Source organism: Mesorhizobium sp. L48C026A00 (genome assembly GCF_000502375.1).
Lineage (GTDB): Bacteria > Pseudomonadota > Alphaproteobacteria > Rhizobiales > Rhizobiaceae > Mesorhizobium > Mesorhizobium muleiense.
On record NZ_AYWU01000010.1, the window covers coordinates 23067 to 37549 of the forward strand.

Consider the following 14483-nt stretch of genomic DNA (forward strand, 5'->3'; position numbering starts at 1 on the left):
TCAGGTTCGCACCGTCGCCGTCGTGACGTCCCTCACCGCGCTCGGCTTCTCGACCCTGAGCACAAACGCGATCAGCGACAGAGCGAGAAAGATGCCGCCGAGCACAAAGGGCGCGCCGCCGAACGTCATCGGCGCGCTTGGCCCGGTGAACCAGGCGAAGATTCCCGTATAAAGCAGCGGCGTGATGATGCTGGTGATCGAAAACACGCTCGTCATCGCACCTTGCAATTCGCCTTGCGCGGAGGGCGGCACCTTGGCCGCCGCCAGGCTCCGCAGCGGCGGGTCGGCCAGCGCCTCGAGGCAGGTCGCCACGATCACCGCATAGATCATCCAGCCCTTCCACGCCGCGGCATAGCCGAAGGCGGCGAGCGCGGTAAAAGCAAGACCGATGGCGGCGGTCCGCCATTCGCCGAGCCGTGGGATGACGCGCGGCAGGACAAAACCCATCACCAATGCCCCGCCAAGGCCGAAGACGCCGAGTGAGAAGCCGATCTGCTGCTCGCTCCAGCCGTAGCGGTAACTGCCGACGAACGACCACACGGCAGGGTACATCATGTGACCGAGCGTCATCAGGAAGAACACCAGCCCGATCCAGCCGATCCCTTTGTAATTGCGCATCTGCTTCAGGGCGCCTAGAGGATTGGCGCGGCGCCATTCGAAGCGGCGCCGGTGATGCTGCTCCAGCGTTTCCGGCAGGAAGAACCAGCCGACGATGAAGTTGATCAGAGCAAGCACCGCCGCGCCCCAGAACGGCACGCGCGGCCCGAATTCGCCGAGCAACCCGCCCAGCACCGGACCGATGACGAAACCGACGCCGAAGGCGATGCCAAGCAGGCCGAAATTCTTCGCCCTGTTCTCGTCGGTGCTGACATCGGCGATGAAGGCGGAGGCGGTCGAGTAGCTGGCGCCGCTGATGCCGGCCAGCACCCGGCCGATGAACAGGACCCAATACGACCAGGCCACCGCACAGATCAGATTGTCGACGGCGAAGGTCAGCACCGAGGCCAGCAGGATCGGACGGCGGCCGAAGCGGTCGCTGAGATTGCCGACCAGCGGCGCGAACAGGAACTGCATGGCCGCATAGACGAAGAACAGCCAGCCGCCTTCGATCGCCGCTTCGCTGACCCCGACGCCGGTCAGTTCCTGCAGATAGGCCGGCAGCACCGGCATGATGATGCCGATGCCGGTGATGTCGAGCAGCAGCGTGGTGAAAACAAGCGCAAGGCCCCGCCTGGCGGTTTTGGCTTCGATCATGACGGTATCGACTCCTGGAGCCGCCTCGCAGCGAAGGCGGAAGGGCCTTGTATAGGCGAGTCAGCCACACAGAACAATAAGGGAACAGGCCAGGAATTTTCATCCTGACATCAACTGTCGACATGAGCGCGGCTGCATCGCCGCCGCTTTCAACGCCATTTCAACGAGAGCCCAAACACCTCAGATCGGGGTGTTGAACGTATCGCAGTCCGACAGCTTGCCGCTCTTGTAGCCGCGTGCCAGCCAGGTTTGACGCTGCTGCGAGGTGCCATGGTTGAAGCTTTCCGGCACGACATAGCCCTGCATCTTCTTCTGCATCGTGTCGTCGCCGATCTGCTGGGCGGCGTTCAGCGCCTCGTCCATGTCGCCCTGTTCCAGAATGCCTTTCTGCCCGGTGAAATGCGCCCAGACGCCGGCGAAGCAATCCGCCTGGAGCTCGACCTGCACCGACATGTGGTTGGCCTCGGCCTCGCCCATCTGCTGCCGCATCTGGTTGAACTTGGGCAGGATGCCGGTGAGGTTCTGGACATGGTGGCCGACCTCATGCGCGATCACATAGGCTTGGGCAAAATCGCCCGAAGCGCCGAATTGCTGATCGAGCTGCTGGAAGAAGGTGGTGTCGAGATAGACCTTGCGGTCGCCGGGGCAGTAGAACGGGCCGGCCGCGGACGAGGCGAAGCCGCAAGCCGAACGGATCTGCCCGCTGAACAGGACCAGCTTGGGGTCCTCGTAGGTCAGGCCCTCGGCCCGGAAAATGCCGGTCCAGGTGTCCTCGGTCTCGGCCAGGACAGTCGAAACGAACTGCTTCATCTCGTCGGAGGCGGGTGCCCCGGTGCCACCGCCCTGTTCTCCGCTGTTGTCGGTGATCTGACCGCCGCCACCCGGCACCAAGCCGCCACCGGCCAGGATCTGAAGCGGGTCGATGCCGATGGCCTTCAGCCCGAAATAGAGGACCACGAGAATGATGATGGTCGACAGCGACATTCCGCCGCCGGAGCGGCCGCCGATCGGGATGCGGAGACGGCCGGGGCCGCCGCGCGGCAGGTTGAGCCCGCCGCCCTGGCCGCGTTGGTCCTCGACATTGTCACTTTGACGACGACCTTTCCAGAGCATGGCAACTCCCCGCGATGCACGTATCGGTACCTTGCCGATCTCATGGCCCGATCCGACCCAACAAACAATTATCCCAATGGTTGCGCCAAGTCACAGTATTTTTCGCATGACGGGGCCGCCGGCTCTGGGGTCAGTCCGTGCACGACACCCGCGGCTGAGAGCCCTGCCGGCGCTTTTTTTGGTCTTGGACTTGGTCAGTCACGCTCAGATCTTCTGCTTGGTGCCCGCGCTCTTGCCGTCCGAGCTTTTCGAGCGCTCCTCGAAGCGGGCCCCGCCCTTCTTGAGCGGGCGTCCAGTATCCGCTTCGGTCTTGCGTTCGTCCTTCGCCGCAGCCTGCTTCAATCCCTTGGCCGCTTGCTTGCCCTTCGCTGTCGGTGCCTGTTCAACGCCCATCGTATCCTCCTCGGTCTCGCGCCAATTGCTGGCACGATCTCAAACGCCGCGGCAGCGCGGCGGTTCCGGCAGGACTGTCGGCCGCGTCAGCATCTGGGCCACCGCCGGCTGGGCGACGCCGAGCCGCGCCGCGATGTCGACCGGGCCTCGTTGCCGTTCTCGATCAGGTCGGCGACAAGCTGCATATAATCTTTGAGCAGCGCACGGCGCCGCGCTTCGCCGCGTCGGCTGAGGGTTTTCTCGACCATGCATTGAGTGAGCTCGTGGGGCTGCGCGACAATTCGGTCAATCGCGCTATCTTCTCACGCGACATGACCAGAATTGCCGAAGCCAGAAGATTCTACGCGCGACTGATGGCTGCCAATGCAGGTTCGACCGATCCGCGTCTCGAGGACGTGTTCGCCGCGGTGCCGCGCGAAGCTTTTCTCGGGCCCGGGCCGTGGACGGTCGTCGCCGGCAACGGCAAGGTAGAAACGCCGAGCGCCGATCCTGTTCACATCTATCAGAACGTGCTGGTGTCGCTCGACGCCGAAAAGGGCATCAACAATGGCGAGCCGTTCCTGCATGCCATGTGGATCGGCAAGGTGGCGCCAAAACCCGGCGAGGCCGTCACTCATGTGGGCGCCGGCACCGGCTATTACACAGCTCTGCTGGCAAAACTGGTTTCGCCGGGCGGCGCAGTCACCGCTTTCGAACTGGATTCCAGTCTCGCCGAACGTGCGATCAAGAATCTCGAAGCCTACGGCAATGTGACCGCCATCCATGGCGATGCGGTCGTCGGCGGCCTGCCACCGTCCGACATCATCTATGTCAATGCCGGCGTTGCGGCACCCCCAGCCGAATGGCTGAAGGCGCTGAAGCCCGGCGGCCGCATGGTCTTTCCGTGGCGTCCGGCCGAGCGCATTGGCCTCGCGGTGATGGTGACACGCACGGATAAGGGGTTTGCCTGCGATCCGTTCATGCGATCATGGTTTATCCCTTGCATCGGCGCCTCGGCGGCCTCGACAAAAATCGACCGCGACAAGGCGGCACGCAGCCGAAAGATCTGGCTGACGGCCGACAAGGCACCGGACCGCACCGCCACCGCCGTCATCGGCGACGTCTGGTTCTCGTCGCAAAGTGTTGGCGGCAGGCGGTCGCAATGACGTCGCCGCGTCGAGGCGTCCCGTGCTTGCCGCTCGACATGCGCCGGAGCCCAGAAATTTTCCGGCCCTGTCGGACAGGCGTCCGCTCGCACGTCCTTTGGCCGAAATCCGGCGGCAACGGCTCGGATGATTAAAGGGAGAATCCAATGAGGAAGATCACCACTGCGACATTCGTCAGCCTCGACGGCGTCATGCAGGCGCCCGGTGGGCCGCAAGAAGACCCGGTCGGCGGCTTCGAATTCGGTGGCTGGACGTTCCATTACTGGGACGACGTCGGGGGCGCCTTTATTGGCGAGACCTTCGCAAAACCCTTCGCGCTGCTCCTCGGCCGCAAGACCTACGACATCTTCGCCGCGCATTGGCCGTACCAGAAAGACGATCCGATCGCCGACCGTTTCAACGCCGTCACCAAATATGTGGCCACCCACCGGCCCGACACGCTGTCGTGGCAAAACAGCCAGTCGCTTGGCGACGACGTCGTGGCTACCCTGCTCCAGCTCAAGCAGGAGGACGGGCCGGACCTGCTCATCCAGGGATCGAGCGAACTCGTCCAGACCTTGCTCGCCAACGACCTGATCGACGAGATCAGCCTGCTGACCTTCCCGCTGGTGCTGGGCAAGGGCAAGCGGCTGTTTGGCAGCGGCGCAATCCCGGCGGCTTTCAAGCTGAACCGCTCACAGGCATCGACCACTGGCGTCATCATAGCGAGCTATGAACGCGCCGGTGAGATCAAGACTGGATCCTTCGCCCAGCAACAGCCGTCCGAAGCCGAGATCGAGAGGCGCCGGACCTGGAAGTAGTGTGGGGTTACAGGACCTGAGTTCCTTGCTCGGAACCCAAATTCTGCCCGGCAGCGCGATGAGGACAGCGCCACGCTTCCGCGATCTTCCTTTACTCCGCCGGCATGGCCACCGCCCGGGCGGCCCGGTGGCCGGCCAGCATGACGCCAAGACCCAGGATCGGGAACACCGCTGCGATCAGGCCGAGATCAGCCGGCGCGCCATAGCGCAGCACCGCGCCGCCGACGACGGCGCCCAGCGCCACGCCGAGATAGAGCGCCGAAGCGTTGAGTGACAGCACGATGGGCGCTGCGTCGGGCGCCAGCCTGATGATGCGGCTGGCCTGCGCCGGCGGGAAGGCCCAGCCGACGATGCCCCACGGCACCATCATGGCCATCAGCGCCGGCCCGGCGATGCTGTGCGGCAGGAAGGCCGGGATGACCGAAAGCATCACCAGCATGACCGCACTCAGCGCCAGCGACCAGCTGACGGTGCGCGTCGCACCGAAGCGGTCGGCCGCCTGCCCGCCGGCGATGTTGCCGATGACGGCGCCGACACCGAACGCAAGCAGCATGCCGGGCAGCGCGATCGGGCTCAAGCCGCCGCCTTCGATGGCTAGCGGCGCGACAAAGGCAAAGACCGTGAAAGCGCCGGTGAGCGCCAGCAGCGTGGTCAGCAGGATCGACGGCACGCCGGGGCGAAGCGTTGCGGCCAGCCGCTGCCTGAGCGGCAGCTTGGTGCCGACGATGCCGCGCGGCAGCCGGTACCACAGGATTGCGCCGGCCAGTGCGCCGAGCCCGGCGATGGCAAAGAACGTGCCGCGCCAGCCGGCAACCGTCGCGACAAGCGCGCCGAGCGGCGCGCCGACCGCCACCGCCACCGTAGTGCCGCCGACAACGACGGCAATGGCGCGGGCGCGGTGATGATCATCGACAAGCGCCACGGCCGTACCCTGCGCCGTCGCCGCAAACAGGCCGGACGACAGCGCCATGACGATGCGCGCGATCAGCAGCAGTTCGAAGGAGGAACTCAGCGCCGCCGCCAGATTGCCCAGAACGAAAAACACCAGCGTCCACAAGATGACGCGCCGCCGGTCCCATTCGCCGGTCAGCGTCGCCAGGATCGGCGTGCCGAGGGCATAGGCGAGCGCGAAGGCGGTGATCAGCGTGCCGGCGAGTGGAACGGAGATGCCGGCATCCCCCGCGATGTCGGGCAGCAGGCTGGAGATGACGAAGCCTTCGGTCGCGATCGTGAATGATCCGAGCGCAAGCCAGATGAGGCGCTTGTCCATGAACTCTTCCTTAGTTCAAAAGTTATTGAACAATTGTACATAATGGCACATGTTGTCAATGAGCCGCCCGAGAATAGCCGAACCCTGCTGACAGCTCCATGTCAGGACTAAGGTAGCGGGAGGTGGAAACTGAGGGCATCCACCAGGAGGAGAGGCGTTGAAATCGGCCCTGATTGCGCTTAGTTCTCCGGCATGACGCTGCCCCACCCCACCGCCGACCAGATCAGCCTGCCGAACGTGCTTGCCGTGCTCGGCGATCCCACCCGGCTGGCCATCGTGCGCTATCTCGCCAGCAAGGAGGGCGTGCCGCTGAATTGCAGCCAGTTCCTCGATCTCGGCTCAAAGACCAATCTCAGTTACCACCTGGCCAAATTGCGCGAGGCCGGCGTCACCCGCACCGAGGTCGTCGGCACCAGCCGGCTGATCACGCTGCGCCGCGACGATCTCAATGCCCGCTTTCCCGGCCTGCTCGATAGCGTCATTACCGCAGCCGTCGACGACCCAGCTCTGCCCGCGGTCGGCGCCTCCGAGATCGAAGTCCGCGCCTGAGGCCGTAACTCGCCCCCGTGTAGCAGGCAGGGCAATCGCATTTTGGATTCTTGCGAAGGTGGACCCCCACCCTAACCCTCCCCACAAGGGGGAGGGAACGCCGCGCGGCGGACACGCCAACGTCACCGCTGAATGCCACGCCAAATTTTTGCAGAACTTGACGCACACAACCAACTATCAGCGCCAGCGGAAGTCTCCCTCCCCCTTATGGGGAGGGTTAGGGGTGGGGGTACATCGTAGAGCGAAAGCCTCGGCTATCCAGCTGCGATAGCCCTGGTGTAACAGAGGAGAGCAACCAAAGTCCTGCCAGGTCCGCCCTTCCCGACGTGTCATTCGTCGACCCAACGGAGCTTCCCATGCGCATTGCCGTTCTCGCCGATATCCACGGCAACATCCTCGCCCTGGACGCCGTGCTCGACGATCTGCGGCAGCGCGGTGGTGCTGACCTCATCGTCAATCTCGGCGATTGCGTCTCCGGCCCGCTCTGGCCGCGCGAAACCATGGAACGGCTTGAAGCGCTCGCCCTGCCGACAGTTCGCGGCAACCACGACCGCCGCGTCGCCCGCGATGCCGCGGATGAAGCCATGTGGCCGTCCGACCGCTATGCGCAGGGACGGCTGACATCGGTCCAGCGCGAGGCACTGTTGGCCTTGCCGCTCACGCTGGAGATCGCCCCAGCCGTGACCGCCTTTCATGCCCGACCCGACCATGACGAAAAATACCTGACCGATACGATGGCCGACGGCCGGCTGGTGCGCGCGCCGCTGGCCGCCATCAAGCGGCGGCTGGCCGCGCTCGATCCCGCTTGCCGCATCGTGCTGTGTGGCCACAGCCACCGCAGCGAACTGGTCCGTATCCCTGACGGCCCGGTGGTCTTCAATCCGGGCAGCATCGGCTGCCCCGCTTATGGCGACGACACGCCACCGGCGCATGTCTCCGAGCAAGGCTCTCCGCATGCACGCTACGGCATCGTCGAATTGGGTGGGCCGGGCCGCTCCGACCGCTTCGAAGCCATCGCCGTCGACTATGACCATGAGGCGGCAGCGCGGCAGGCCGAACAGGCGGGACGGCCGGAATGGGCCTACGCGCTGCGCACCGGATTTATGTCCGGCTGAACGCAACGCGTTCATGTCCGGCTGAACGCGGGACGCGTTCATGTCCGGCTGAACGCGGGACGCGTTCATGCCGCTAGGCTGAACGCAACGCGTTCATGCCGCACGCTGAGCTTGCGCATGCCGCGGACCGAACACCATTCCCCGGCCGCATTTTCCGGCTTACATAGCGCCATGTCGTCGCCTATAAAATCGTTCTGGAATGCGGCGGCGATTCTGTGCCCGGCCGCGCCTCGGAAATGCTTCTATCGCCCACGGCCAAAATGATGAGGCGCACAGTTACGCTCCGAACGACGCTGCTGATTGCCGCCCCTCTCCTGCTGACGGCACTGCTGCCGGCCAGGGCCGAGGAGGCGCCTTTCGTCTCCATCGTGACCGACCTCGCTCCGGGCGATCTCCTGAACGTCCGCGCCACGGCATCGGCGATGGGCAAGATCAAGGCTCGGCTGCCGAACGGCACGAGCGTCAACAATCTCGGCTGCAACGACATCAATGGCTATCGTTGGTGCAAGGTCGCAGAAATTGACAACCCGCAACTGGCGGGATGGGCTCCCGCGCGCTACCTGAACCCCGAGAATCCGGCGGCCGTTACGGATGCGGACATCGAAACGACCGGCGAAAGCACGGCCGCTGCAGCCGGCGACTCGAACCCGGCAACTGCAGATCAGCCACCGCCGGACCTGACGGCGCGCCTGGATGCGACCGGTCGCGAACCCACGATGACTGCCGTTGAGGCAATCGGCAGGGTGGCCATCGAGGATGCTTACCGCCTGGCGCTTTTTGCCAGCGAAAATCCTTCGGCCGGCGAGACGCAGGCGCCCGCGGCAGCGGACAAGCCCATCCGCAATCGCGCCGCCAATGCGGCGCCTCCGGCCAACGCGCAAACCGTTGCGCGGCTGCAGCCGCCAGGCAGGCCCGCGCCGGCCCTGGGTGCCCGCAACGAGATTCCTTGCGCGCGCCATGTCGGCCAGCCGATGACCAGTTGCAAGGCAGGCGTTGTCCACACGGGCGACAAAGCCGAGGTCACCGTGACCTGGCCCGATGGCGGCACCCGCGTCATCAGATTCCAGGCCGGTCGGCCCGCCGGCTCGAATGCATCAGGTGAATTCCGCTACACCCGTGAGGGCAGCCTGAACATCATCCGTGTCGGCGTTGCCGAACGCTTCGAGATTACCGACGCCCTGGCGCTGGGGAATGAGTGGCTAAGGGGAATAAGGCAGTAGGGCAGTAGGGCTATATGTTTAAGGGCGCTCGAACCCCTGCCCTACTGCCCTACTGCCCTACTGCCCTACTGCCCTACTGCCCTACTGCCCTACTGCCCTACTGCCCTACNCTGCCCTACTGCCCTACTGCCCTACTGCCCTACTGCCCTACTGCCCTACTGCCCTACTGCCCTACTGCCCTACTCGCATTTTAGGGGGTTACATCCGGCAAAACTCTTCCCTATAAGGCCCTCCTAGCCTGATACCAGAATCGCGAGCACAACCGGCCGGGTCTTCCCGTCCGGTTTTTCGTGCAAGCCGCCTGCCGAACGGACCCTCGATATGCCAAGACGCACCGACATCAAGTCGATCCTGATCATCGGGGCCGGCCCCATTGTCATCGGTCAGGCCTGCGAATTCGACTATTCCGGCACCCAGGCCTGCAAGGCGCTCAAGGAAGAGGGTTTTCGCGTCATCCTGGTCAATTCCAACCCGGCCACCATCATGACCGACCCGGAACTGGCCGACGCCACCTATATCGAGCCGATCACGCCGGAAGTGGTGGCCAAGATCATCGCCAAGGAGCGGCCGGACGCGCTGCTGCCGACCATGGGCGGCCAGACCGCGCTCAACACCGCCCTGTCGCTGCGCCGCATGGGTGTGCTCGAACGCTACAATGTCGAGATGATCGGTGCCGACGCCACGGCAATAGACAAGGCCGAGGACCGGGCGCTGTTTCGCGAGGCGATGAAGAAGATCGGCCTGGAAACGCCGAAATCGATGCTGGCCAACGCCACCGACGTCAAGAATGCCGACCGCAAGACGCACGAGGCCGAACGCGCCGCGCTGAAGGCCGAGAAGCCCGAAAACCTCGACGCCGCGCTCGACGCGCTCGAAACGCGCTGGAACCTCGGCGAGGGCGACCGCAAGCAGCGCTACATCAGCCATGGCATGGCGATCGCCGCACAGGCGCTCGACCATGTCGGCCTGCCCGCCATCATCCGCCCGTCCTTCACCATGGGCGGCACCGGCGGCGGCATCGCTTACAACCGCGCCGAATTCTACGAGATCGTCCAGTCCGGCCTCGACGCCTCGCCGACCACCGAAGTGCTGATCGAGGAAAGCGTGCTCGGCTGGAAGGAGTACGAGATGGAGGTTGTCCGCGACAAGGCCGACAACTGCATCATCGTCTGCTCGATCGAGAACATCGACCCGATGGGCGTGCACACCGGCGACTCGATCACCGTCGCCCCTGCCCTGACCTTGACCGACAAGGAGTACCAGATGATGCGCAACGCCTCGATCGCGGTGCTGCGCGAGATCGGCGTCGAGACCGGCGGTTCCAACGTGCAGTTCGCCGTCAACCCGGCCGACGGCCGCCTGGTGGTGATCGAGATGAACCCGCGCGTCTCGCGCTCGTCGGCTCTCGCCTCCAAGGCGACCGGCTTTCCGATTGCCAAGATCGCGGCAAAGCTCGCCGTCGGCTACACGCTGGACGAGCTGGAGAACGACATCACCGGCGGCGCAACGCCCGCCTCGTTCGAGCCGTCGATCGATTACGTCGTCACAAAAATCCCGCGCTTTGCCTTCGAGAAATTCCCCGGCGCCGAGCCGGTGCTGACCACCGCGATGAAGTCGGTCGGCGAGGTCATGGCCATCGGCCGCACTTTTCAGGAATCGCTGCAGAAGGCGCTGCGCGGACTGGAAACCGGCCTCACCGGCCTCGACGAGATCGAGATCCCCGGCATCGCGCACGGCGCAGCCAGCCACGCCGACGACCGCAACGCCATTCGCGCTGCCCTCGGCACGCCGACGCCCGACCGGCTGCGCATGGTGGCGCAGGCGATCCGCATGGGCACCTCTCTGGAAGACGTGCACGCCATGTGCAAGATCGACCCGTGGTTCCTCGAACAGATCGCCGGCATCCTCAACATGGAAGCCCGCATTCGCGAGCACGGCATTCCCGAAGACGCCGCCAATCTGCGCATGCTGAAGGCGATGGGTTTCTCCGATGCCCGCCTCGCGTCCCTAGTCAGGAAAGACGTCGAAGAGGTTCAAAAGATACGCGAAAAGCTCGACGTTCATCCGGTTTACAAGCGCATCGATACTTGCGCCGCCGAGTTCGCCTCGCCGACCGCCTACATGTACTCGACCTATGAGGTGCCCTTCGCCGGCGCGCTCGCCAACGAGGCGCAAGTCTCGTCGCGAAAAAAAGTCGTCATCCTCGGCGGCGGCCCGAACCGAATCGGCCAGGGCATCGAGTTCGACTATTGCTGCTGCCACGCCGCCTTTGCGCTGCGCGACGCCGGCTTCGAGGCGATCATGGTCAACTGCAACCCGGAGACCGTGTCGACCGACTACGACACCTCGGACCGGCTCTATTTCGAGCCGCTGACGCCGGAGGACGTTTTGGAGATCCTGCGCGCCGAGCAGGCGTCGGGCGAGCTGGTCGGCGTCATCGTCCAATTCGGCGGCCAGACGCCGCTGAAGCTGGCGGATGCGTTGGAGAAGGCCGGCATCCCGATCCTCGGCACTTCGCCCGACATGATCGATCTCGCCGAAGACCGCGACCGCTTCCAGAAGTTGTTGCACAAGCTCGGCCTCAGCCAGCCGAAGAACGGCATCGCCTATTCGGTCGAGCAGGCCCGCCTCGTCGCCGGCGAGCTCGGCTTCCCGCTGGTGGTGCGCCCGTCCTATGTGCTCGGCGGCCGCGCCATGCAGATCATCCACGACGAGAGCATGCTGCAATCCTATCTGCTCGACACCGTGCCCGGCCTGGTGCCGGAGGACATCAAGCAGAAATACCCCAACGACAAGACAGGCCAGATCAACACACTGCTGGGCAAGAACCCGCTGCTGTTCGACACCTATCTCTCGGGCGCCATCGAGGTTGATGTCGACTGCCTGTGCGACGGCAAGTCGACCTTCGTCTCCGGCATATTGGAACACATCGAGGAGGCCGGCATCCATTCGGGCGACAGCGCCTGCTCGCTGCCGGTGCATTCGCTGCCGTCGGAGCTCGTCGACGAATTGGAGCGCCAGACGGCCGCACTTGCCCGCGCGCTCAATGTCGGCGGCCTGATGAACGTGCAGTACGCGATCAAGGACGGCACCGTCTATGTGCTCGAGGTCAACCCGCGCGCGTCGCGCACCGTGCCCTTCGTCGCCAAGACCATCGGCCGGCCCATCGCGAAAATTGCCGCCCGCATCATGGCCGGCGAGAGCCTGGAAGACGCCTTCGCCCATTACGGCGCCATGCCCGACCCCAGAAATCCCGGCCATATCGCGGTCAAGGAAGCAGTGTTCCCCTTCGCCCGCTTCCCCGGCGTCGACATATTGCTCGGCCCGGAAATGCGCTCGACCGGCGAGGTCATGGGCCTCGACCGCGACTTTGCGCTGGCTTTTGCCAAGAGCCAGTTGGGAGCGGGTGTTGATCTCCCCCGCGCCGGCACGCTGTTCGTCTCGGTGCGCGACGAGGACAAGAAAGGCATCCTGCCGGCGGTCAAGCGCCTCGCCGGCCAGGGTTTCAAGGTAATGGCCACCTCGGGCACCGCCCGCTTCCTCGCCGAGAACGGCGTCGCTGCCGAGAAAATAAACAAGGTGCTGGAAGGCCGCCCGCACATCGAGGACGCCATCCGCAACCGCCAGGTGCAGATCGTCTTCAACACCACGGACGGCCAGAAGGCGGTGTCGGATTCAAAATCGCTGCGCCGCGCCACGCTGATGCAGAAGGTGCCGTATTACACGACGCTCTCGGGGGCTGCGGCAGTGGCGGAGGCAATCGCAGCGCTGCGCGCGGGGAGTTTGGAGGTTAGGCCGCTCCAGGAGTATTTTGCCTGAAGCAATTAGCTGATCTCCCCCCAAGTGGGGGAGATGGCCGGCAGGCCAGAGGGGGGCGCGTCCCGCCAACGCTGCGCACCGTGATCCGTCCAAGGCACGCTGTGCCGACGCCGCTCAGTTCAGAAATCCAATAAACCGCCCCGCGAACAGCACCGACGTCCAGAGCACCAGCGACAGCAAAGCCAGGATGGTGACGGTCCCGCCGGCCGGCTCGTCGCCGCCTTTTGCGTGGCGCATGAAAATGAGAAAATTGGTGCCGGCGAGGAGTATGAGCGTCATCTTGGTGAGGAAAATCGGCATCGCCGCATACTCGCTCGCCCTGATTGAAAAGAGCAGCGATCCCGTGATTAGTGCGCCGGCGAACGCGGCCAATGCGGTGCGGCGCAGCAGCGCGATGAACGCCGCCTGCGGCAGCGAGCGGAAGGCGCCCAAGATCCGGAGGTCCATGAGCCAGACGCTGGTCAGCAGCGCGCCGATCGACATGATGTGCAGCGCATTGACTATGGGATAGGCGATGAAGGAGGCCTTCAGCCCCCTTACGATGGCGAGTTGCTCGATGCCGGCGAGGAACTCGTCCATTCAAGCCGGCGGCACGCGGTCGGGATAGACGTCATAAGCCTTGCCGTTGACGATGACGCGGGCTGCTTTCATCCACTTCTCGGTCTCGTCGCGCGAGCGGTGGCCGATCGCGGTCACCTCGTCGCCGACCTTGGCGACCTCCTCGGTGAAGCCGGCGGCCATGGTGCGGGACGGCGGCGCCAAATCCACCCGCCAGGCCTCTCCGTCGGCGTCGACATCCAGTGTGGCGTGCGGATTGCCGATATAAATGGCTGTGATCTTGCCCCGGAGCTCAAAAAACCCATCCTGGGTCCACGACCAGCCGTGATGGGCGTAAGCTGCGGTGCCAGCAGCAAGGATCACTGCCGCTGCCAGCGTGACGCTCCGAATCCCGTTGAAAGGTGACTGCATCGCTCGCCTCCTCGGCTCATCCCGCCAATCGAGAGTAGGTCACGGCGCGGCAACGTCAAATCACATCGGTGCGAAGGCTCTGGGCGAAGCTATCGGTTGTCGATGTCGGCGCCGCCCCTCATCTGCCTGCCGGCATCTTCTCCCCGGCAAGAACGGGGAGAAGGGACCCAGCCGCAACNGTCGGCGCCGCCCCTCATCTGCCTGCCGGCATCTTCTCCCCGGCAAGAACGGGGAGAAGGGACCCAGCCGCAACGCTGGCACCCCCTCTCCCCGTCCTTCACGGGGAGAGGGTGAGGGTGAGGGGCAGCGCCAACCAGAAGCGATTGCCCTGCGGAATGAACGGTCCGGTCTTGCTTATGACATCCATGCACGCCATGTTCGGCCCCTACCGCCGCTCTTCTTCTCCATCGGATGAAGGTCGGAGACTCACACCTGAACGAGGCAAATTATGAGCAGTATGAGAGACCGTCAGGAAGGCTTCGAAAAGAAGTTTGCGATGGACGAGGACACGAAGTTCAGGGCCATGGCGCGCCGCAACAAGCTGCTCGGCCTATGGGCCGCCGAAAAGCTCGGCAAGTCAGGTGAGGACGCCGACGCCTATGCGAAAGAGGTGGTGCGCGCAGACTTCGAAGAGGCCGGGGACGACGACGTGTTGCGCAAAATACGCGCCGATTTCGACGCTGCGGGCGTCGCCCAGTCGGATGTTCAGATTCGCGGCGTCATGAACGACCTGCTGGCGACGGCGGTCGAGCAGATCAAAAACAGCTGAGAGAGCGCCAACTTAAAGCGCGACGCGACGCGCTTTAAGTTCTCTTTTATGCGTTTCCCAAAACCGC

Annotated in this window: 13 protein-coding genes and 1 pseudogene; 7 read left to right on the forward strand and 7 right to left on the reverse strand. The window is 64.5% G+C overall.

Annotation, left to right across the window (positions count from 1 at the left end):
* The 4 genes and pseudogenes from X738_RS60330 to X738_RS84815 all read right to left on the reverse strand — a co-directional run.
* Positions 1-1254 (reverse strand): TCR/Tet family MFS transporter, encoded by a 1254-nt coding sequence (locus X738_RS60330; RefSeq protein ID WP_023799763.1) that lies wholly within the window; start codon positions 1252-1254, stop codon positions 1-3.
* Positions 1255-1434: 180 nt separating this feature from the next.
* The gene (gene ypfJ / locus X738_RS60335) at positions 1435-2367 is read right to left on the reverse strand and encodes a KPN_02809 family neutral zinc metallopeptidase (protein WP_023799764.1); all 933 of its coding nucleotides are present in this window, start codon (positions 2365-2367) and stop codon (positions 1435-1437) included.
* Positions 2368-2571: 204 nt separating this feature from the next.
* The gene (locus X738_RS60340; RefSeq protein WP_023799765.1) at positions 2572-2760 is read right to left on the reverse strand and encodes a hypothetical protein; all 189 of its coding nucleotides are present in this window, start codon (positions 2758-2760) and stop codon (positions 2572-2574) included.
* A gap of 81 nt (positions 2761-2841) precedes the next feature.
* Positions 2842-2978 (reverse strand): annotated as a pseudogene (locus tag X738_RS84815) (manganese-binding transcriptional regulator MntR); the annotation flags it as partial.
* Positions 2979-3071: 93 nt separating this feature from the next.
* Between X738_RS84815 and X738_RS60345 the strand changes: the two are divergent.
* Complete coding sequence (locus tag X738_RS60345; RefSeq protein WP_031255184.1) at positions 3072-3905, forward strand: protein-L-isoaspartate O-methyltransferase family protein; 834 nt, start codon at positions 3072-3074, stop codon at positions 3903-3905.
* 146 nt (positions 3906-4051) lie between these two features.
* A complete protein-coding gene (locus X738_RS60350) occupies positions 4052-4705 on the forward strand; it encodes a dihydrofolate reductase family protein (protein ID WP_023799768.1) in 654 nt (217 codons plus the stop codon).
* A gap of 91 nt (positions 4706-4796) precedes the next feature.
* Here the strand turns inward: X738_RS60350 and X738_RS60355 are convergent, their stop codons facing one another.
* Complete coding sequence (locus X738_RS60355; RefSeq protein WP_023799769.1) at positions 4797-5975, reverse strand: MFS transporter; 1179 nt, start codon at positions 5973-5975, stop codon at positions 4797-4799.
* 192 nt (positions 5976-6167) lie between these two features.
* On the opposite strand from X738_RS60355, the gene X738_RS60360 reads away from it, so the two are divergent.
* From X738_RS60360 to carB, 4 genes are all read left to right on the forward strand, one after another.
* Positions 6168-6524 carry an ArsR/SmtB family transcription factor gene (locus X738_RS60360; RefSeq protein WP_023799770.1) on the forward strand — a complete coding sequence of 119 codons (357 nt, stop codon included), beginning with the start codon at positions 6168-6170 and terminating at the stop codon, positions 6522-6524.
* A 356-nt stretch (positions 6525-6880) separates the two neighbouring features.
* Entirely contained in the window at positions 6881-7639 is a 759-nt protein-coding gene (locus tag X738_RS60365; protein WP_023799771.1) for a metallophosphoesterase family protein, read from the forward strand.
* Positions 7640-7902: 263 nt separating this feature from the next.
* Positions 7903-8859, forward strand: coding sequence for an SH3 domain-containing protein (locus tag X738_RS60370; RefSeq protein ID WP_031255186.1), 957 nt, complete (start codon positions 7903-7905; stop codon positions 8857-8859).
* A 321-nt stretch (positions 8860-9180) separates the two neighbouring features.
* The gene (carB, locus tag X738_RS60375) at positions 9181-12678 is read left to right on the forward strand and encodes a carbamoyl-phosphate synthase large subunit (protein WP_023799773.1); all 3498 of its coding nucleotides are present in this window, start codon (positions 9181-9183) and stop codon (positions 12676-12678) included.
* A 114-nt stretch (positions 12679-12792) separates the two neighbouring features.
* Here carB and X738_RS60380 read toward each other — a convergent pair whose 3' ends face one another.
* The gene (locus X738_RS60380) at positions 12793-13257 is read right to left on the reverse strand and encodes a hypothetical protein (protein WP_023799774.1); all 465 of its coding nucleotides are present in this window, start codon (positions 13255-13257) and stop codon (positions 12793-12795) included.
* Positions 13258-13647 (reverse strand): DUF6152 family protein, encoded by a 390-nt coding sequence (locus tag X738_RS60385; protein WP_023799775.1) that lies wholly within the window; start codon positions 13645-13647, stop codon positions 13258-13260.
* A gap of 448 nt (positions 13648-14095) precedes the next feature.
* Between X738_RS60385 and X738_RS60390 the strand changes: the two genes are divergently transcribed.
* A complete protein-coding gene (locus X738_RS60390; RefSeq protein WP_031255188.1) occupies positions 14096-14416 on the forward strand; it encodes a DUF1476 domain-containing protein in 321 nt (106 codons plus the stop codon).
* Positions 14417-14483 lie beyond the last annotated feature (67 nt).